General features: G+C 34.4%; 23 protein-coding genes. All 23 read right to left on the bottom strand.

Features of this window, described 5'->3' with window-relative positions; translation table 11 throughout:
* Positions 1-2: 2 nt before the first annotated feature.
* The 23 genes from ACS3UD_RS05600 to ACS3UD_RS05490 all read right to left on the bottom strand — a co-directional run bounded on the left by ACS3UD_RS05600 (position 3) and on the right by ACS3UD_RS05490 (position 18,775).
* Positions 3-536: a GNAT family N-acetyltransferase gene (locus tag ACS3UD_RS05600; protein ID WP_308137415.1), complete on the bottom strand. Its 534-nt coding sequence runs from the start codon at positions 534-536 to the stop codon at positions 3-5.
* 40 nt (positions 537-576) lie between these two features.
* Positions 577-1,116, bottom strand: coding sequence for a GNAT family N-acetyltransferase (locus ACS3UD_RS05595; RefSeq protein ID WP_308140113.1), 540 nt, complete (start codon positions 1,114-1,116; stop codon positions 577-579).
* 50 nt (positions 1,117-1,166) lie between these two features.
* On the bottom strand, positions 1,167-1,919 hold the full coding sequence (locus ACS3UD_RS05590) for a nucleoside phosphorylase (protein ID WP_308137416.1): 753 nt from the start codon (positions 1,917-1,919) through the stop codon (positions 1,167-1,169).
* A gap of 18 nt (positions 1,920-1,937) precedes the next feature.
* Complete coding sequence (locus ACS3UD_RS05585) at positions 1,938-2,792, bottom strand: GNAT family N-acetyltransferase (protein WP_308137417.1); 855 nt, start codon at positions 2,790-2,792, stop codon at positions 1,938-1,940.
* A 50-nt stretch (positions 2,793-2,842) separates the two neighbouring features.
* Positions 2,843-3,247, bottom strand: coding sequence for a GNAT family N-acetyltransferase (locus tag ACS3UD_RS05580; RefSeq protein WP_440977738.1), 405 nt, complete (start codon positions 3,245-3,247; stop codon positions 2,843-2,845).
* A 191-nt stretch (positions 3,248-3,438) separates the two neighbouring features.
* Entirely contained in the window at positions 3,439-4,425 is a 987-nt protein-coding gene (locus tag ACS3UD_RS05575) for a M42 family metallopeptidase (protein WP_308137419.1), read from the bottom strand.
* A gap of 1 nt (position 4,426) precedes the next feature.
* Complete coding sequence (locus ACS3UD_RS05570; RefSeq protein ID WP_308137420.1) at positions 4,427-5,440, bottom strand: M42 family metallopeptidase; 1,014 nt, start codon at positions 5,438-5,440, stop codon at positions 4,427-4,429.
* Positions 5,431-6,471 (bottom strand): M42 family metallopeptidase, encoded by a 1,041-nt coding sequence (locus ACS3UD_RS05565; protein WP_308137421.1) that lies wholly within the window; start codon positions 6,469-6,471, stop codon positions 5,431-5,433. The genes ACS3UD_RS05570 and ACS3UD_RS05565 overlap by 10 nt, the downstream gene beginning before the upstream one ends.
* A 143-nt stretch (positions 6,472-6,614) precedes the next feature.
* A complete protein-coding gene (locus tag ACS3UD_RS05560; RefSeq protein WP_308137422.1) occupies positions 6,615-8,924 on the bottom strand; it encodes a bifunctional 4-hydroxy-3-methylbut-2-enyl diphosphate reductase/30S ribosomal protein S1 in 2,310 nt (769 codons plus the stop codon).
* Positions 8,914-9,513: a lysophospholipid acyltransferase family protein gene (locus tag ACS3UD_RS05555; RefSeq protein ID WP_308137423.1), complete on the bottom strand. Its 600-nt coding sequence runs from the start codon at positions 9,511-9,513 to the stop codon at positions 8,914-8,916. Before ACS3UD_RS05555 ends, ACS3UD_RS05560 begins: the two co-directional genes overlap by 11 nt.
* Positions 9,503-10,162 (bottom strand): (d)CMP kinase, encoded by a 660-nt coding sequence (cmk, locus tag ACS3UD_RS05550; RefSeq protein WP_308137424.1) that lies wholly within the window; start codon positions 10,160-10,162, stop codon positions 9,503-9,505. The genes ACS3UD_RS05555 and cmk overlap by 11 nt, the downstream gene beginning before the upstream one ends.
* A 170-nt stretch (positions 10,163-10,332) precedes the next feature.
* The gene (locus ACS3UD_RS05545) at positions 10,333-11,199 is read right to left on the bottom strand and encodes a MurR/RpiR family transcriptional regulator (RefSeq protein WP_308137425.1); all 867 of its coding nucleotides are present in this window, start codon (positions 11,197-11,199) and stop codon (positions 10,333-10,335) included.
* 2 nt (positions 11,200-11,201) lie between these two features.
* The gene (locus ACS3UD_RS05540) at positions 11,202-11,741 is read right to left on the bottom strand and encodes a 2-oxoacid:acceptor oxidoreductase family protein (protein ID WP_308137426.1); all 540 of its coding nucleotides are present in this window, start codon (positions 11,739-11,741) and stop codon (positions 11,202-11,204) included.
* A complete protein-coding gene (locus ACS3UD_RS05535) occupies positions 11,742-12,578 on the bottom strand; it encodes a 2-oxoacid:ferredoxin oxidoreductase subunit beta (RefSeq protein ID WP_308137427.1) in 837 nt (278 codons plus the stop codon).
* Positions 12,578-13,720: a 2-oxoacid:acceptor oxidoreductase subunit alpha gene (locus ACS3UD_RS05530; RefSeq protein WP_308137428.1), complete on the bottom strand. Its 1,143-nt coding sequence runs from the start codon at positions 13,718-13,720 to the stop codon at positions 12,578-12,580. Before ACS3UD_RS05530 ends, ACS3UD_RS05535 begins: the two co-directional genes overlap by 1 nt.
* On the bottom strand, positions 13,713-13,919 hold the full coding sequence (locus ACS3UD_RS05525; RefSeq protein WP_213924471.1) for a 4Fe-4S dicluster domain-containing protein: 207 nt from the start codon (positions 13,917-13,919) through the stop codon (positions 13,713-13,715). The genes ACS3UD_RS05530 and ACS3UD_RS05525 overlap by 8 nt, the downstream gene beginning before the upstream one ends.
* A 292-nt stretch (positions 13,920-14,211) precedes the next feature.
* Positions 14,212-14,787 carry a tRNA (mnm(5)s(2)U34)-methyltransferase gene (locus ACS3UD_RS05520; RefSeq protein ID WP_308137429.1) on the bottom strand — a complete coding sequence of 192 codons (576 nt, stop codon included), beginning with the start codon at positions 14,785-14,787 and terminating at the stop codon, positions 14,212-14,214.
* Entirely contained in the window at positions 14,788-15,510 is a 723-nt protein-coding gene (locus tag ACS3UD_RS05515; protein WP_308137430.1) for a pseudouridine synthase, read from the bottom strand.
* A 124-nt stretch (positions 15,511-15,634) separates the two neighbouring features.
* Positions 15,635-16,681, bottom strand: coding sequence for a D-alanyl-D-alanine carboxypeptidase family protein (locus ACS3UD_RS05510; RefSeq protein WP_308137431.1), 1,047 nt, complete (start codon positions 16,679-16,681; stop codon positions 15,635-15,637).
* Positions 16,671-17,051, bottom strand: coding sequence for a hypothetical protein (locus tag ACS3UD_RS05505; RefSeq protein WP_213924468.1), 381 nt, complete (start codon positions 17,049-17,051; stop codon positions 16,671-16,673). The genes ACS3UD_RS05510 and ACS3UD_RS05505 overlap by 11 nt, the downstream gene beginning before the upstream one ends.
* Positions 17,052-17,117: 66 nt before the next feature.
* On the bottom strand, positions 17,118-17,444 hold the full coding sequence (locus tag ACS3UD_RS05500; RefSeq protein WP_440977737.1) for a hypothetical protein: 327 nt from the start codon (positions 17,442-17,444) through the stop codon (positions 17,118-17,120).
* Positions 17,445-17,516: 72 nt separating this feature from the next.
* Positions 17,517-18,047 (bottom strand): SMC-Scp complex subunit ScpB, encoded by a 531-nt coding sequence (gene scpB / locus ACS3UD_RS05495; RefSeq protein WP_308137433.1) that lies wholly within the window; start codon positions 18,045-18,047, stop codon positions 17,517-17,519.
* Between the two features lie 8 nt (positions 18,048-18,055).
* The gene (locus tag ACS3UD_RS05490; protein WP_308137434.1) at positions 18,056-18,775 is read right to left on the bottom strand and encodes a segregation and condensation protein A; all 720 of its coding nucleotides are present in this window, start codon (positions 18,773-18,775) and stop codon (positions 18,056-18,058) included.
* Between the last annotated feature and the right edge of the window lie 10 nt (positions 18,776-18,785).

The following is an 18,785-nucleotide window of genomic DNA, read 5'->3' as shown; positions in this document are numbered from 1 at the left end:
TTTTAATCTATAAGCATGCCCATAAGCAAGGAATCATAAAATTTTCCGCTAATACATATATCCCTCTTTATAATTCCTTCCTCGGTAAAACCAAGTTTTTTATATAATTTTATTGCGCGTTCATTGTCGCTTCTGGTTCTTAAATTAATTTTTCTGATTATTCCCGAGCCCTTGCTCCAGTTTATCATATATTTAATAAACTCTTCACCTATACCGTATCCCCAGTAAGCTTTTGAAACGCTTATGCCAAATTCTCCTGTATGCTCTGTTCTTTGTCTGTTCCCTGCATTGAAAGTCAAGTTTCCTACAACTTTTCCGTTTACTTCCGCAATAATGGACAGGGCATTATTTTTTTTTAATACTGTTTCAATATATTCTTCTTCCTGCTCTGCACTCATGCCGAACTGTCCTGCACCAAACGATAAAAAGTCAGACTCACTGCCTATGTAGTTCATGTATTCTACCAACGCTTTTGCATCTGATTTGTCAGTCTTTCTGATTACTACTTTTTCGTTATTAATGTTTAACTCTTTCATTATGTGTAACCTCCTTATTATAATTACAACATTCTATAATTTAGGTTAATCTAAATTCCAGTTGGCAGTCAAATGGTTCATTTTCAACCATTTTTTTGTTATATTCCTCAGCTTCCCTGCATCCAAGTGATTTGTAAAATGTTTGCGTTTCTTGTGAAGAATGTGCAGATATATAAAGCTTTTTTGCCCCCATCTCCTTTGCGTTTTTACAGGACAAGGAAAATAATTTTTTACCGATTCCTATCCCCCTTTTATCAAATGATACGTGAATGCTTGAAAGCTGCAAGTATTCATTTTGCCCACCGAACAAATTATTTTCAACAGATGCAAATCCTGCAAGCAAATTATTGCAAAATGCACCGATAACTCTGCCTCCTGTAGCTATTGTATTCTGAAGACATTTGACTAGATACTCATATTCCTCAGAAGTCCACTGCTCAACAAAAGCAATATCCTTTAACTGCCATTTGCCGTTTTCTTTGCGCCAGCATTTTTTTACATCTTGATATCTGTTAAAATTTGCGAATAAATGAGTAGTTATTTCATTTATATTTAATTCTCTAATAGTTATATTCAATATTGTACTCCCAGTATAATTTTAAATCTAAAAATTATGAATTTCAGCTGCTATTATAGCATTGCGGCTATATTGAGAGCTGTACGAAGATATGCATCATATGTGTCCGAAGGCACTTTTCCCATTGTTCTTGAGTCCCAGCATATGCCGTCCAAGGTATCTTCCGCGTAAAGAAACTGGAAGACATCGACGTTTCTGAATTGTCCGACTGCCATAACAGATGCACATTCCATATCAACGGCAAGACATCCTTCTGATTTCCTTTTTTCCATGTTACCTCTTGTTTCTCGGTACAGAGCATCCGTAGTCCATGTTTTTGTTATAATATTGGGAAGTTTCAATTCCTCAAAAATTTCTGAAATTTTGCTGGCAGTTTTAACATTTATATAATCCCCTTCAGGAGCATAATGGTAGCTGGTTCCCTCATCTCTGTAAGCATCTGAAGGAATTATAAAATGACCTGGAGCAATATTTTTATCAAGAGTACCGCAGGAACCAAAAAAAATAAATTTTTCTCCGCCTCTTGCAATTACTTCTTCCATGCATGCAGCCGATCCGGCACCTCCCAGCAGAGTGTTGTATACGGCTATGCTTTTACCTTTATAGGTGACTTCATATATAGGAATCGTATAGCCCATGTTCATTTCACCTATGCACTTTGAACCGTTCATTTCTTTTACAAGTTCAAGCACCTTATCTTTAAATGTCACTACAACAGTTTTCGGAAATCTGTCTGATTTTTTTACTACGTCAGTTGCCTTTAACACTTCCTCTGAATTTATATCAAATGAACTAACTATGCTCATAAATCCCCCTTATATTATTTATAAAGTTAACATCATTTCATATTGTCCGATGTGGTGTTCGAAGCCCATCTCATATAAAAAACTAATCAGCGAACTGCATTCTGAATCTACGTTTAGTATGGCAATTTTATCTGATTCAGTATTGTTTAATAAATCTGCGATAATACTGGCTGCAATTCCTTTGCGCCTGAAATTTTTATTTACCGCTATCTGAGCTATATCTCCTGTTTTTCTTTCTATAATTCCGTAACCGGCTAATGTATTGTCTATATATACGACGGAATAGCAGAATAAGTCATGAACTGCATTGATTGAATCTGCAGAATTTTGCCAAGAGGGATTAAAATCCCAAAATTCACAAAATTCTTTCCAATCGCTTTGGCGTATTTCATCGATATGCTTAACATCGTATATTTGAGAAGCGGTAAAACTGCTCTTGTCCAATTTAAAGCATTCAAGTTCACGCACTATTTCAAATTTTGACTTTTTATATAATTCGAATGCCGAAGTATTTGTTTTAATAACTTCCAGCTGATATTGAGAAACTTCGGATTCTATTAAAAGTGCCTTAATTTGTTTGATTAAATTGCTTGTTATTCCCTGTTTTCTATAACTGCCTGCTACGCCGGTTCCTACATCATAGGCTGTAAGCTTTCCGTTATAGTTTCGCAACCCGTTTAGAACAAATCCAACCAATTCGTTATTATCAAATGCACCCATTGAAATTTTAGGGTTGTATCCCCTTCTTGTAAGCATATTCTGAAATTTAACCAAAGGTAAATCAATTTTAACCTGATAGTCGGAGAATGCATTTACAAATGCATTATGTAAGGTTTTAATTTCAACATTTTTTAATAAATTATAATCAATCATTTTTCCAGTTTCCTTTCAATATAATTTTTATGCTTACTTTAAATCACAGTTTACTGTTCTTTCTTATTGTTTGTGCTGCACCAATCCGGAAGTGAGCCTTTTATTGCCCACCATGACTTTAAGTGGTTATCCGAAAATCCTAATTTTCTGTAAATGTTTGCAGCTTCCGGGTTATTAGTGTATAAATAGATAAAGCAATCACTATAATGTAAAATAATCTTATTTATTACAGCCATGCCGTAACCTTTGCGTCTTTCCGAAGGTGTAGTATAAACGTTGGATATGTAAACAGTATTATGATATTTTTCAGCCAGTGCCATGCTTACAGGTTTTCCTAGTACATTATATGCAAAAAACATTTTATTTCCGGCAGAAATCTGTTTGTTCAGAAGAATAATACCGTATGTTTTACCGTTATCTTGCTCAATTGCAAGATTAAATTCCTGATCTTTCAAAATATTTCCTGTCATTTTTATATCATATTTACTGATATAATGCGGTTTGATGCAATGTGTATCCAATATCATTAAATCTATATCAAATTTTCTTATTGAATAACAATATTTTTGAAAATAGTCTTTTAAAGCTTCTAGTTTTAATCACTCTGAACGGCACAGTAAGTGCCGTTCCAGCTATACTTTGATTACTATTTTGATGCTGTGGCACTAACTAGTTTAATACATTCAAGTACGTCTGATTTATTGAAAATCTCTCCGGAAGAATGCAGATTTCTGGTTGGAATTGAAATAACACCGCTTGGGATTCCTTCTCTTGTTGTGTGTATTGGACCTGCATCTGTTCCTCCAAATTCAAGAACTTCATACTGATATTTTATACTGTGTTCCTCTGCAAGACCTGTAAGGAGAGTTTTTACTTCCGGATGAGTTATCATTGATTTATCCATTAGTTTAATGGCAGCACCTTCTCCAAGTTTAACATCCATTTTTATTCCATTTTTTGAGTCGCCTGTTGCGGTAACATCAAGAGCTATAGCTAAATCTGGATTTATGCTGTATCCTGCAGTCTTTGCTCCTCTGCATCCAACCTCCTCTTGAACTGAAAATACATAGTATACGTCATTATCTGTTTTAGAATGGTTTTTCAATGCTTCTATCAATATGTAACATCCTATTCTGTCATCTGCCGCCTTGCATATTACACAATCTTCAGTCTCATAATAATGGGATTGGAAAACGCACATGTCTCCTATCTTGAAGTTGGATTTTACGAAATCCTTTGAAGTTGAAGCAACGTCCAGAAATAGATTGCTCATCTCAACTTGCTCTTTTTCTTTTACTTTTTCCGAACACACTACACCTTCCATACCGTTGTCAAAGATCATTCTGAGGCCTATTATATCTTTTGCATGAATTCCTCCGACATTAGAGAATCTAAGAAATCCTTTTTCATCAACGTGTGTAATAATCAAACCTATTTGATCCATATGTGCGGAAAATAATACTTTTTTGCCGTTTCCTTTTTTTCTTGCAATTACATTTCCAAGCACATCAACCTTTATTTCGTCTGCATAATCTTTTATTTCATTTAAAATAAATTCTCGAACGTTTTTTTCTCGCCCCGAAGGTGAAAAACAATCTGATAGTTTTTTCATTAACTCGCTGTTAAAATTCATTTTATTCCCCTTTCTGATTCTCTAAGATTAGTGCCTTTGTAAGGCTTACAACACTGTTATAATCATTTATACTGGCAACACTTGCAGGCGAATGAATGTACCTGCACGGTATTGAAACTGCAACTGCTTTTGCTCCTTCTTTTGTTTTATGTATTGGTCCGGCGTCATTTCCTCCGGCAGATGATGTTCTGAACTGGTATGAAATATTGTTTTTCAAAGCAATATTTTCTACTCTTCGCACTTCTTCGATATCATAAAGCGTTGAATTGTCCATTAATGATAAAGCAGCTCCCATGCCTATACGAGTTACTTTGGAATAGTCTTTTATCTCAGGCATGTCGGCACATACAGTCCCTTCAAGAACTATGCCATAATCCGGCTCCAGAGCAAAAGCTGCAGTCTGTGCTCCTCTGCACCCCACTTCTTCCATTACAGTAAATACACCATAAAAGTCAGCATCAAGTTTCATACTTAAAACTTCAAGTAAAGCGCTGCAGCCTGCCCGGTCGTCCAATGCTTTTGCTTTTATGAGTCCATCGCCAAATTCTACATAATCGCTTTTGAAAACAATATAATCTCCTATGCTTACAAGCTTTTCTGTTTCTGATTTTGAATATGTTCCAATGTCTATATAAAGCTTATCTATTGGCAGTGATGTCCCTCTTTCCTCGGAACTCATCAAATGAACAGCTTTTGATCCTATTACTCCGGGAATTTTATTATCTCCTACCAATACTATCTTTGAGTTTAGAATTCTCTGGTCTATTCCTCCCACAGCCTGAAACTTAATGAAACCGTCAGAATCTATATGAGAAACAATTAACCCTACTTCGTCCATATGTGCGGCAATCATAATGGTCTTATTTTTTTTACCTTTGTTATGTGCAATAATATTTCCCAGCTTATCAACGTAGTGTTCGCAGCCAATATCATTTAACTTATTTTTTATATAATTTCTCACTTCATATTCACAACCTGATACGCCGGAAAGTTCAGTTAATTCTTTTAAAAACATAATATTTCCTCCAAATCAGAATTATCCAGCTCATTTATGAAACGAGCTATTGCCTTGCCAGTTGTCTCAACATCTTTTATATCTATTGTTTCCACAGATGTATGCATGTATCGCAGAGGAATGGATAATAGTATGCATGGGACACCCTCTCTGTTTATTTGAACTGCCTCGGTGTCAGTTCCTGTTTTTCCAGGAGATGCCTCATATTGCATAGGATAATTGTATGTTTTGCAGACATCAATAAATTTTTTTGTCAATTTCGGATTCAATCTTCCTCCAAAAGCAACTATGGGCCCTTTGCCTAACTTACATGTTTCTGGGGGCATGCCTGGAGCCATTCCAAAATCAACGTCAAGAACAATCCCTATGTCAGGGTTTATTTTATAGCTGGCTGTTGTTGATCCCCTGTAACCAGTTTCTTCCTGTGCCGTTGCAGCATAATATATGTTGCTTTTATGTGAAAGTTTTCTTAATTCTTTTGCTGTTTCAAGCATTACCGCTACACATGCTCGGTCATCCAGCGCTTTTGCTGAGACTATGCTTCCCTGAAGTGATACCGGTTCTCTTTTAACAACAGCTATATCTCCTATACTTACCAATTTCTTAAGTTTATCATTTGAATATCCGGTATCTATGTATAAATCCTTCAATTCCAGCGGCTTTTTTCTTTCCTCTGCAGAAGTGACGTGAGGAGGTTTGATCCCTATCACTCCAAAGACAGTTTCCTTTCCGTATACTGTTATCTCCTGGGCAACCAGAGATGCTGGATTGATACCCCCTATTGATGTGAAGCTTAAAAAACCGTTGTCAAGTATTTTTGTTACCATCAGCCCAATTTCATCAATGTGTGCTGCTAGCATTATTCTTGTTTCCTTCATACCATCTTGTTTAAATATACAACTGCCCATTTTATCATTTTCGCAGGAGTCTGTATATGGTTCGAAATATTCTTTCAGCATTTCGGTGCTTGAATGCTCAAATCCGGAAACAAATTGATTAGAGCATGCTTCAATTAAAAATTGTTTTAACATGTTACCTCCTTTGTAACTAAATTAATAAAAGCTAGCTGTCATTATTACTAATAAATGTAAAAAATAGCAATTGAGTAGCGATTGTTTAACCAATCGCTTAATCAATTGCCATTCAATTGTTTATCAATCGTTATTGCATTTTATTATTTTAATAAATCTTCAAGTGCAGACCCTATAGATTCACCTATTGTAAAGTTTGCTTCTTCCTGCTTGTATGAAGCATCTTCAGTTGCAAAATCATCGCTTTTATTTTCTAGTATTAATGTTAGATTAAGGTTTTTACCTTTCATATCTACGCCAAGCACTTTTGCGTCTTTTACTTCACCAACTTTGACTACTTGAGCGGGAGTTCTTAGTTTTTCGTTTGAAACTTTCGCAATAGGTATAAAGCAGTCTATGTTTCCGTTAGCGCTGACATGGATTCCGTCAAGGAGTATACGAGTAACTTCTACAGGAATTATATCATCTTTTTTAAGGTCTTTAGCATATTTATCAAAAGGATGTTCAACAAGTTGCTTAAGTCCGAGGCCAACTTTTCTGTCTTTTCTAGTTATATTTAATATCTTAGCTGTAACTTCCTGACCTTCTTGCAGTACATCTGTAACTTTTTCAGTTCTTGCCCAGTCAAGGTCTTTAATATGAAGCAGGCATTCAATTCCATCTACTTCAACAAAAGCACCAAAATCAACAATTCTTGTAACTTTACCTGTTACTACATCTCCTTTTTGGTGTTTATCAAGGAAAATCGCCCAAGGACTTTTTATTGTTGCTTTGTAGCTTAAGGACATTCTTTTGTTTTCTTTATCTACATTTTTAACTTTTACACTTATCTTATCGCCTGTTTTTAATACATCAGAAGGATGTTTTATCCTTGTCCAAGCAATTTCATTAATGTGAAGGAGTCCGTCAATTCCATTTATTTCAACAAATGCGCCGTAGTCCTGTAAATTTTTAACTGTTCCTTCGTATATTTCGCCTTCTTTGATAGTTTCCCAAGCTTCAGCTTCTCTTGCATCTTTTTCTCTTTTTTCAACTGCTCTTGATGTTAAGACCAGCTGTCTTCTTCCTTTTTTATTCTTAGTCTCTAATATCTGAACCTTAAGAACTTTTCCCACGTATCCGGAAGTATCTACATTCCTTGTAACGGAAATTTGGTTTCTTGGAATAAAACCTTTAATTCCTTTTACCTTTCCGTAAATTCCGTATTGAGAAGCTTCAATAATAGTAGTCTCTATTTCTGTTCCCTCGGATCTCATTTCTTCTAGCTCTTCCCAAATCTTTCGTTCTTCAAGAGGTCTTCTAGTTAAAACAACATTTCCATCCTGGTCAGAAATTTTTAATACTTGAGCTTCTATTTCATCTCCCTCTTTTACAACCTGAGTTAAATCTTGTACTTCTGCAAGGGAAAATTCATCTTTTGTAATTATTCCGTCTGATTTATATTTGATGTTTAATGAAATGGAATCAGGGCTTACATATATAACAGTACCTTTAACTATTTCACCTGTTCTGATATAAGATAATCCACCATAATTTTCAAGCAAATCATGCATTGTACCTTGTTCTGTTTGTTCTGCCTGTTCTTTCTTTTCAACCTGTTCATTCATGTTGTTATTTAGGTTTTCCAACATATTAATAACCTCCTCAATTATCCAGTCAGGTGCTGATGCTCCTGCGGACACTCCCACAATAGTATTTTTATCAATATAGTTATAAGGTATATCCTTATAATTTTCAATTAAGAATGTTTTATGGCAGACTTCCTTGCTAAGTTCATATAATTTTTTTGTATTTGAACTATTTTTTCCGCCTATTATTAACATTACATTACATCTAGAAGCAAGTTCAACACATGCTTCCTGTCGTTTAGAAGTAGCATTGCAAATTGTGTTATGAATTTCAATATTTGAAAAATTATTTTCGATTATTTTATCTGATATTTTTCTGAATGTATCTGTGTTAAATGTTGTCTGTGATACAAGACAGTATTTTTTATCCGGAGAAATATTTATATTTAAAAGCTGTTCGGGTTTATCTATGACGTAAGCTTCATTTTTACACCATCCTAGAATACCCAGAACCTCAGGATGGTTTTTATCTCCGGTTATAATTATATCATAACCGTTATTTTTGTATTCTTCAACTATTTTATGTATTTTTTTAACTTTTACACAAGTTGCGTCAATGACTTCTAAGCTATTTTCTTCCATTTTATCGAAAATATCTTTTCCTACACCATGTGCTCGTATTAATAGTTTTGCATCAGTACTTGGTGGAATATCATCAACTACTACTAAGCCTTTGCTTTTCAATTTGTCTACGACGTATTTATTATGTATTATTTCTCCGTAGCTGTAAAGCTTTTTTTCATTGTCAAGTATTTTGTCGGCTTTGTCAACAGCTATTTTAACTCCAGAGCAAAATCCGTTAAACTTTGATATCTCAATTTTCATAATTGTACCTGCCGCTCAGACCGTATATATCCTGCAATATTTTTTTGCCTATTTTCGAATAAGTTTCAGAATTTATTTTACCTTCAATATTTTCAAAATAATTTTTTTCTTCTCCAAAAAATATTTCAATTTTCCCTCTGAATTTATACGATCCCTTTATATAAAAAGGAATAATATTAGATTTGGCTTTATTGGCTATTAGCCCAATTCCTGGTTTAGCATTGTTCTCGTCATAATTTTTTACTCTTGTACCTTCAGGAAATATTCCTAGAACTTCATTGCTTTTTAAGACAGATAAGGAACTTTTAATAGCAGACATTGAAACTCCTCCTCTATCAACTGGAAATGCTCCAAGTTTCTTAAACAAAAATCCAAGAATTTTATTATCGAACAATTCCTTTTTCCCCATAAAATGAATCTGTCTTTTAGATGATACTGCTAGAATAACAGGATCTATCATTGAAATATGATTGCCGCACGCAATTAATGCTCCGTTTGTGTTATCTATTCTGTCTTTATTATGTATTTCCAAATCAAAAGCAATAAATACCAAGAACTTTAATATTGTAACAATAATCCTATAAAACATTGCTTCCTCCAATGATGTCGACAATAGCTTTTACTACATCATCCAAATTCATATTTGTTGTATCTATTAAAATTGCATCATCTGCTTTTACCAAGGGAGAAATCGATCTTGTTCTGTCATTTATATCGCGTTTTTTAAGATCTCTAAGTACATTTTCGAAATTAACATTATTTCCACCTTCAACAATTTGATTGTATCTCCTTTTGGCTCGTGTGGTTTCAGATGCGGTAATAAAAAACTTAAAGTCTGCATTGGGAAAAACTTTAGTTCCTATATCTCTTCCATCCATAACTACGTTCTTATGGCCAGCTATTTTTCTTTGAAGTTCTACCATTTTAATGCGTACATTTTTCAGTGTGGAAATTTTAGATGCGCCAATTGATATATTTTCATCTCTTATTAAATTTTCTACATTTTTATTGTCTAGATATATACTGTTATTGTTGTAGTCAATTGTTGTGTTTTCAAGCATTTTGTCAATTAAATTTTCGTTGGATTTATTGATTTCATAATTGCACTCACAAGCTTTTAGCGCAAGAGCTCTATACATTGCTCCAGTATCTACATACTCAAAGCCTAATTTTTGGCTCAACAATTTTGCAACAGTGCTTTTACCTGCTCCTGAAGGACCGTCTATGGCGATTATCATATGGTATTCCTTTCATGATAATTTAATAAATACTTAACTATTATATTACAATTTTAAAAATATAACAACAAATTTTTTAGTTAAAAAACAATGGCAAATTTTTGGGGACGGTTCTTTCGGAGACTGATTTCAGCCTTAAAAGAACCGTCCCCATAGGGTGTCCACTAATGCTATTCGTTTTGGTAAATGCTGTGATTGTCCCAAAGTTGTTCTAATTTATCGTAATACTCTACAATATCGTCTTTTTCCTTTAAGCTGATATTTGTAATTAGATTATTTATCATACAAAGAGGAACCACCAACGAATCTATAAAAGATACAATGTTGCTTTTTGCCAGCAGCGATACATCTGACATATTGTACACAGGTGAAGCTTCTGTATCTGTGACGGCAACTATCTTTGCCTTTCTTTCTTTCACAAATTTCGTAGCGTCCACTGTTATTTTTGAATACCTTGGATAGCTGATTACTATAAGTACATCGGATTCTTTAATTCTTATAATTTCTTCGTATAATGAATTAACTCCGCTGTTGTTAAGTATTTTTACATTGTCTAGTATAACGTCAAGGTAGAACCCAAGGTAATTAGACAGTGTTGATGATGTTCTCAGCCCAAGTATGTAGACTTTATCTGCATTCATTATAAGTTCAGTTGCTTTGTCTAAAGCCTTAGTATCAATATTTTCGTACAAACTTCTCATACTGTTCATTTCATTTTTAATGATCTTTTTGTGAAGTTTATCTATATCGTTTATAATGTCATCATCCAGCCCTATTCTTTGTACCGTAGTCAGTTTATTTTTTATCAATACCTGCAATGCTTTCTGTAACTCCGGAAAACCTGAGTAACCTATGGAACTGGCAAAACGAACTACTGTAGATTCACTTACATCTACAGTTTCTCCTATTTTTGCCGCAGTCATAAACGCAGCTTTGTCATAGTGGTCAATAATAAACTGTGCTATTTGTTTCTGACCTTTGCTGAATTTATAGTAATTACTTTTTATATTGTGTAGTAAATCATTGTTATTGCTCATAATCAACCTCTGATAAGTTTAATACCTTCTTCAAAAGCGCATAAGTTTTTTTCAACCGTAACAGGCGGAACCCTGTTAGATATTGAGCGAACCATAACATCCCTACTGATCACTTCTTCGCCAATCAAACCGTAGAGTGCTCCTACAGAAATAATATTTGCTACCAAGTGAGTACCCAGTTTATTTTGAGCTGTGTCCAATATTGGCAGCTTAAATATTTTAAAGGGTGCGTTCATATCAACATTAACACTTTCGTCGACTACTAGTATACCATCTTTACTCAAAGATGCAACATATTTATCATATGAATTTTGCGTTAAGGCCAATAAAATGTTACATTCTGTAACTTTAGGAAATTTTATTTCATCGATGCTTATAATAACTTCAGCTTTGCTGGCACCGCCTCTTGCCTCCGGTCCATAGGACTGAGTTTGAATTGCATTTTTCCCCTCTTCAATTGCAGCATCTGCTAAAATTATTGCTGCTAGAATTACTCCCTGACCCCCTGAACCACTGAGTCTTAATTCTATTTTTTGAAACATTTACATTTCCCCCAACTTCTGAAATTTATCAATAATAACCTGATAACCTTCTGTATATTCTATCTTCGGATTATTATAAAATTCTCCTATAAGAATTTTATTCTTGCCTTTTTCAGGATCTTTGTCGACAACCCTTTTGTCTACGCAGTTGTCTTTCAAGAATTCATGCATTTTCAATGCATTTCCCTTTTTATTTTTTCGACCGTAATATGTAGGACATAAACTTAATCCTTCAATAAATGAAAAGCCTTTATTCTGCAGTCCTTTTTCGATGAGTTTCTGCATAAGCAAGGCATGGTATGCAGTTCCTCTTCCTACAAACGTTGCTCCGGCTCCCTGTGCCAGGTTACATAGGTCAAACGGTTTATCTATGTTACCGAAAGGAGCAGTTGTCGCAAAATCTCCGTGAGGTGTAGTAGGAGAAAATTGGCCTCCAGTCATACCATATATATTATTGTTAAATACTATTGTAGTAATATCTATATTTCGTCTTGCCGCGTGAATTAAGTGGTTACCGCCTATTGCCGAACTATCTCCATCTCCCATTATTACGATAACATGAAGCTTTGGGTTTGCGAGTTTGATACCTGTGGCAAATGCAAGCGCACGTCCGTGTGTTGTATGGAGAGTGTTAAAATCTAAGTACCCAGGTGCTCGTGATGAGCATCCTATACCTGAAACAACTACTACCTCATCTTTGTTTAACCCCAGCTTGTCTATTGCCCTGACAACAGTGTTCATCAAAGTTCCGTGACCGCAGCCTGGGCACCATATATGAGGCAATCTTTCGATTCTATAATATTTTTTTGTTATATCACTGCAATTTGTGCAACCCATTATAAGCGACCTCCTGTTACTGCGTATGTAATTTCCTCAGGAGTAATTAACTCACCTGATATTTTATTTATTTTTTTGACAGGACATTTTTTTCCAGCTACTCTATCAACTTCCAGAAAATATTGTCCTAAGTTCATTTCTGCAACATATATTTCCTTTGCCTTATCAGCAATCTGGTTTATTTGTTTATCCAAAAAAGGCCAGATTGTTATTGGTCTGAACATGCCTACCTTTATATTATTTTCGCGCATATGATCAATAGCACTTTTTGTTGCTCTGGAAACTCCTCCAAAGGCAATTATAACTATATCGGCATCATCCATTTTGTATTCTTCATAATATGTTATGTCATCTATATTTTTTTCTATCTTATCAACCAGTCTTTGAACCAGTTCTCCTGAAATTATGTTGCTGTTAGTAGGAAATCCGGTTTCATCATGAGTCAGGCCGGTTACGTGATATCTATAACCATTACCAAACGGGGCAAAAGGAGGTATCATATCTTCATCCGGTCTGTAAGCCTTATATTCTTCAGGTTTGCATGTTGGTTTCTTCCTGTTTACTGCTTCTATTTCTGAAGAGCTTTTTACTTTCAACTTTTCTCTCATGTGACCAACTGTTTCATCCATCAAAAGGACAACAGGTGTTCTGTATTTTTCGGCTATATCAAATGCTTTTATAGTATATTCATAAGTTTCCTGTACTGAGTTAGGAGTCAGTGCAACTGCCGGGTGGTCACCGTGTGTTCCCCATTTTGCCTGCATTACATCTCCCTGCGACGGTGATGTCGGCATTCCGGTACTTGGGCCTCCTCTTTGAACATTGACAACTACACAAGGAATTTCAGCAATTGCTGCATATCCGATATTTTCCTGCATTAATGAAAATCCGGGGCCACTTGTTGCAGTCATTGATTTAAGGCCTGTCAGAGAACCGCCTATGATTGCTGCCATACTTGCTAACTCATCTTCCATCTGTATGAATTTTCCACCTACCTGAGGTAATTTTTGAGCAGAGATTTCTGCTATTTCAGTAGAAGGTGTGATTGGATATCCGGCATAAAACCTCATGCCGGCAGCCAGAGCTCCCTCAACGCATGCTTCATTGCCTTGAACTAACTTATATCCGTCTTTGCTACTCATTTTTACTACCTCCTACAATATAAATAGCATTATCTGGGCACCTAAGCTCACATTGACCACAGAAAATACATTTTTCAGGATAAGCTATTACACATTTTTCATTTTCAATTTTTAGAATTTGCTTCGGACAAAACCCTACACATATGCCGCATCCTTTGCACCAGTCTATGTTTTGCAGAAGCTTTTTATTATCAGCCATTTTTTTATAACATCCTCCTATTTCCTATCCTTAAGTCTATGATAGCACAAATATATAAATTTGCAAGAAAAATTTCAAAAATATGCAGATTTGCAAGTAAAGATTCATTAAATGCAAAATCAATGTTTTAAGTAGAAACAAATCCATAAAAAATTATTTATGCTATAAGTAAAATAACATATTATATTCTTTTATGAACCTGTATATATTGAGAATAGCCGCTTTTGATAAAAAAAGTTTATTATACGCTTATGCATAAAATATAAAAAATGCATGAAGGCTTTTTTGCCTATCATGCATTTTTTTCTATAATAAACAGTTCCGGCGGAGTATTTTCCTTGTTTATGAGGTTGATGTGAAGCACATTGTATTCTGTTTTGTCAAGAGAGCGTAGATAAAATAAGATATCTTTCATTTCTTCTCCTGTATCATGAGTTATGTAAGTTGTTATAAAAATTCTGCCGTTCTTTTTTAGCAGCGGAAGCATATTTTGCACAGCTCGTATGGTTGTCTCACCATTGGTGGTAACTGTTTTGTCCGAATAAGGAAGATACCCAAGATTAAAAACAGCCGCATCGATGCTGTGGTTGATATACTTGCAAATATACTCGTGAGAATCATGAATAAGCTCATAATTAACGTATTCCATGTTGGAATTTAAAAGATCTTTTGTTCTTGCTATGGCCTGCTCCTGTATATCAAATGAAGTTACATGACCATTCTGTCCGGCAACCTTGCATAAGAAAAGTGTATCAAATCCGTTTCCGCATGTTGCATCAATAAACCTTAGATTTTCTGTTTCGCAGTAACTTTGTTTAATGAGAGAATGCACAAAGTTCACAAGCTTTCCGTACTTACTGTCTTCCATTTAGCCCTCCTGATTGTTTTTCAAAAATTGTATTTCTTCGTTATTCAAATATTTCCAGCAGCCGGGATTTAAATCTCCCAAATTGATTTTGCCTAAGGACGTTCTTTTTAGTTCCGTAACATTATGTCCAACAGCTTCAAACATTTTTCTGACTTGCCTGTTTTTCCCTTCATGAATACTAATCTGTACAATAGAGCTGTATTGTTTATATTTTATAAGCTTAACTCTTGCAGGTGCTGTCTTGTAGTTTTCAATTACCACACCTGTTCTAAGTATATTCATGGAGTCTTCAGTTATTCTTCCTTTAGCTTCAGCTATGTAGGTCTTATAAATATTATATTTCGGATGCATGAGCTTGTTTGCCAAGTCTCCGTCATTTGTAAGCAGCAGCAGACCGGATGTGTTGTAGTCGAGCCTTCCTACGGGGTATACCCTCTCTTTCGCGTTAATCAAATCCATGACTGTCTTTCTGTTGAATTGATCCTTTACAGTTGTTACGTATCCTTCAGGTTTATATAATTTTATGTATACGTGGTTTTTCACCTCAAATATTTTTTGGTTATTGACCAATACGATGTCACTTTCAGGATCTACTTTTGTTCCAAGTTCAGTTACAGTTTTTTCGTTAACCTTAACTTTGCCGGAAAGTATAAGTTCTTCTGCTTTACGTCTTGATGTAACACCGCTGCGGGCAATGTATTTTTGCAATCTTTCTGACTTCATGTGTTTCCGCCTTTTTTGATTAAACATTATTTTATCTCTATTATATCATTATAACGGCAATGTAACAACTTTAAAATATACCGCAAAAAAGGCAGCTTTTTATAATTAGCTGCCCGATTTTACATTATTTATTTTCAGTTACAAGACTCCCTGTGTGAATCAATTCATTATTCAGGTATATATTGTATTCTCCGCAAATCGCTTTGTTGTCTTTGTTCAAAATATGGGGAGCCGTAATATTTAATTCATAACGTATATTTTCTGTTTCATCTTCTGACAGCAGGTAACTGAAACTGTCCGATATGAAAACAGGATTTCCGCTTGACATTCTGCCCGCAAACTGCCCTTCTTCAACAATCTGATAACTTTTATAATTTTCGAAAGCCCAGTCAAACAAATTGTAGCTGTCAGAAAACCAGTTGCTGTCGTTTAAAACTACCACTATAATCTCAGTTCCGTCTTTTTCAGCTGATGCAACTAAGCATCTGCCTGCGGCTTTCGTGTAACCAATTTTTATACCGTTGCCGTACTCATAATCATGAACAACCTTGTTTTTATTATAAAATATAGTATTAACACTTTCTGCTTTATACTTTTCAGCAGAAGATATAGTCTTAAATGTATCATTTTTCATGGCATGACGGCTGATTAGAGCCAGGTCATATGCTGTGGAATAGTGGTTATCATTATGAAGACCGTGAGGATTTTCAAAATTAGTGTTGAAAGCCCCAAGTTCATACGCTTTTTCGTTCATCATTTCCACAAATTTGTCCTCTGATGTTCTTCCTGCATAAAGAGCTAGTGCGCTTGCAGCATCATTGCCTGAGCGGAGCATAGTCCCATACAGCAAGTCCTTTATAGAAACTTTTTGTTTAGGCCTCAAATATATGCTGGAGCCTTCAATGCCTGTGCATGATGCCGGAACTTCAATTTTTTTATCTATGTCATCTATGTTCTCAATAGCTAAAATTGTTGTTATAATCTTTGTAGTACTTGCTATGGGTAATTTTTCATTTGGATTCCTTGAACATAGTATTCTTCCTGAATCAGAATCCACTACTATATAAGCTTGAGCAGATACTTCGGGTATAGCTTTGGCAATATTGTAATTTAGGCTACAGATTAACATAAGAGCCGTGAAAAATAAAATTTTTATATTTTTAATACTCACAATCCTTTTTCTCCCTCACTTCTTTTATGAATGACATTATGTTTAGAATAGATGATGTCAGGTCGCCGGCAGTTGTTTCGTTATTAATGTTAATAGTCCTTACATCTTTGTTGATGGTTTCATAAATAAGTATTTGAGGATTAAGCTGTAAATTAACATAAGCAGCTCCTGCAAACGGCTTAAGGTCAACACTTCTGATTTTTTTATCTATATCGCTTCCTCCAATGACAAAATTCATGTTCAATTTGGAAATCGCAAGATAATTTGTGTTATCATAGGAAATTTTGCTGCTTATAAGTTTTTCATTTTCAGTCAGATTATTTATATTTTCCAAGGTTGTTTTAATAATACTTTGTATATCATTACTCATAATATCCCCTTTCAAAATGTATTTTAAATACAGTATGCCCTGAAAAAGGAGAAATATAACCGATTCTTATTTTCTTAGAATCGGTCTTTTTATAACATTATTTACAATCATAAATTCAAATGCAAATGATGAAACGTCATCAATACATTCAGGATAAAAATATATATTTTTTACTATAAAAAGCCTTGCAGCTTTTTTTAGATGTTTTAAATAAGGATAAATTTTTTTCGATTTTATGCTGCTATATCGTTTTGCTGTTTTCCTGAAGAAATCTACATAATAAATTTTTTTGTTCTGTACGTATTCTTTTTTTAATATCCTGTAGCTGATTTTAATTTTAATAAATGATATAGATATATTGCATTTAAGCCATATCTTAAAATTAAAATACACGAACAGCAGTCCCCCGACTAATACAAATACAATCCAAATCACCATATTGTAAAATAAAAGCAACGCTTGTTCCTACGTTGCTTTTTTTCCCTCCTCAAATTCTATTTTCAATGCAGGAAGTTCATCGATGGAATTAAGACCGAAGTGCTTTAAAAATCCATCAGTTGTTGCATATAGAGATGGTCTTCCCGGTTTATCCAGCTTACCAACCTCTTTAATAAGTCCCTTTTCTACAAGACCTTTAACTACGTTTGAGCACTTAACTCCTCTTATTAGTTCTATTTCAACTTTTGTAACAGGCTGTTTGTATGCTATTATAGATAATGTCTCCATTGAAGCGGTAGACAAGCTTCTATTTACAGTTGTTTGCAGCAGATTTTGAATAAATTCAAAATTTGCTTTTTTTGTTGTTAATTGATAAGAACTGCCAAACTTCTGGAGAATAAGACCTCTGTCAGTATCCATAGAAAATTGATCTGCCATTTCATCCAAGGCAGAAGTAACTTTGTGAGCAGGCATATTCAATAATTTTGATATTTCATTTACATTTAGAGGTTCTCCCCAAGCAAAAAGTAAGCTTTCAAGTACACTTTTTAAATTCATATACACTCCTATGCAGCAATTATAATTATATCGCTGTATGTATCAGTTTGATAAATTTTTATATCCTGTTTGTTTGATACTTCTAGAACAGCAAGAAATGCAGTAATTACATACTCTTTTGTTATTTTGTCCTTCTCTCTGAACGTTTCAAACAATGAAACACGACCTGATATTTTTATTTTTTTTAAAAGTTCTTCCGTACAATCCTTGACGCTGTAATTTTCTCTGTATACCTTTAGCTTTTCTTCGCCTGCTATTTTCAAATTATGATTTTTCAGCAATGAAATAAACACATTGTATAACTCGTATATATTTATTTCGTTAAGCGAAAGCTGTTCAGTTTTTGAATCGGAAGTAACTGCTATTTCTTCCTTGGGTTTTGAAAAGTAATAGCTGTTTTCATCCTCATATTTTTTCAGTGTTTCAGATATTTCCTTAAACAATTTATATTCCAGAAGTTTGCTGACCAATTCTTGTCTTGGATCTTCTTCTTTTTCCTTCTGGGGCAGCAGCATTTGTGATTTTATTTCAATGAGTGTTGAAGCCATTAAAATAAATTCGCTGGCAACATTCATGTTAAACTGCATCATTTGATTAATATATTCAAGATATTGGTCTGTTATTTCTGCAATAGGAATATCATAAATATCTATTTCTTTTTTTTCAATCAGGTGGTACAGCAAATCAAATGGTCCCTGAAATATGCTTAAACTCACGGAATAATCCATTGTTCATCCT

Origin of the sequence: Sedimentibacter sp. LTW-03 (assembly GCF_052059825.1) — a bacterium.
Lineage (GTDB): Bacteria > Bacillota > Clostridia > Tissierellales > Sedimentibacteraceae > Sedimentibacter.
This window is presented reverse-complemented; position numbering and strand designations above follow the sequence as displayed.

What these genes read in the sequence shown, in the direction of transcription:
- ACS3UD_RS05600 (WP_308137415.1), bottom strand. Translation starts at nt 536, where the DNA reads ATGAAAGAGTTAAACATTAATAACGAAAAAGTAGTAATCAGAAAGACT.
- ACS3UD_RS05520 (WP_308137429.1), bottom strand. Translation starts at nt 14,787, where the DNA reads ATGGAAGACAGTAAGTACGGAAAGCTTGTGAACTTTGTGCATTCTCTC.
- ACS3UD_RS05540 (WP_308137426.1), bottom strand. Translation starts at nt 11,741, where the DNA reads ATGTTTCAAAAAATAGAATTAAGACTCAGTGGTTCAGGGGGTCAGGGA.
- ACS3UD_RS05545 (WP_308137425.1), bottom strand. Translation starts at nt 11,199, where the DNA reads ATGAGCAATAACAATGATTTACTACACAATATAAAAAGTAATTACTAT.
- ACS3UD_RS05555 (WP_308137423.1), bottom strand. Translation starts at nt 9,513, where the DNA reads ATGTTTTATAGGATTATTGTTACAATATTAAAGTTCTTGGTATTTATT.
- ACS3UD_RS05490 (WP_308137434.1), bottom strand. Translation starts at nt 18,775, where the DNA reads ATGGATTATTCCGTGAGTTTAAGCATATTTCAGGGACCATTTGATTTG.
- ACS3UD_RS05505 (WP_213924468.1), bottom strand. Translation starts at nt 17,051, where the DNA reads ATGAGTAATGATATACAAAGTATTATTAAAACAACCTTGGAAAATATA.
- ACS3UD_RS05530 (WP_308137428.1), bottom strand. Translation starts at nt 13,720, where the DNA reads ATGAGTAGCAAAGACGGATATAAGTTAGTTCAAGGCAATGAAGCATGC.
- ACS3UD_RS05535 (WP_308137427.1), bottom strand. Translation starts at nt 12,578, where the DNA reads ATGGGTTGCACAAATTGCAGTGATATAACAAAAAAATATTATAGAATC.
- ACS3UD_RS05575 (WP_308137419.1), bottom strand. Translation starts at nt 4,425, where the DNA reads ATGAATTTTAACAGCGAGTTAATGAAAAAACTATCAGATTGTTTTTCA.
- scpB (WP_308137433.1), bottom strand. Translation starts at nt 18,047, where the DNA reads ATGAATTTAAAAAGTGTACTTGAAAGCTTACTTTTTGCTTGGGGAGAA.
- ACS3UD_RS05590 (WP_308137416.1), bottom strand. Translation starts at nt 1,919, where the DNA reads ATGAGCATAGTTAGTTCATTTGATATAAATTCAGAGGAAGTGTTAAAG.
- ACS3UD_RS05515 (WP_308137430.1), bottom strand. Translation starts at nt 15,510, where the DNA reads ATGAAGTCAGAAAGATTGCAAAAATACATTGCCCGCAGCGGTGTTACA.
- ACS3UD_RS05565 (WP_308137421.1), bottom strand. Translation starts at nt 6,471, where the DNA reads ATGTTAAAACAATTTTTAATTGAAGCATGCTCTAATCAATTTGTTTCC.
- cmk (WP_308137424.1), bottom strand. Translation starts at nt 10,162, where the DNA reads ATGATAATCGCCATAGACGGTCCTTCAGGAGCAGGTAAAAGCACTGTT.
- ACS3UD_RS05570 (WP_308137420.1), bottom strand. Translation starts at nt 5,440, where the DNA reads ATGTTTTTAAAAGAATTAACTGAACTTTCCGGCGTATCAGGTTGTGAA.
- ACS3UD_RS05560 (WP_308137422.1), bottom strand. Translation starts at nt 8,924, where the DNA reads ATGAAAATTGAGATATCAAAGTTTAACGGATTTTGCTCTGGAGTTAAA.
- ACS3UD_RS05585 (WP_308137417.1), bottom strand. Translation starts at nt 2,792, where the DNA reads ATGATTGATTATAATTTATTAAAAAATGTTGAAATTAAAACCTTACAT.
- ACS3UD_RS05525 (WP_213924471.1), bottom strand. Translation starts at nt 13,919, where the DNA reads ATGGCTGATAATAAAAAGCTTCTGCAAAACATAGACTGGTGCAAAGGA.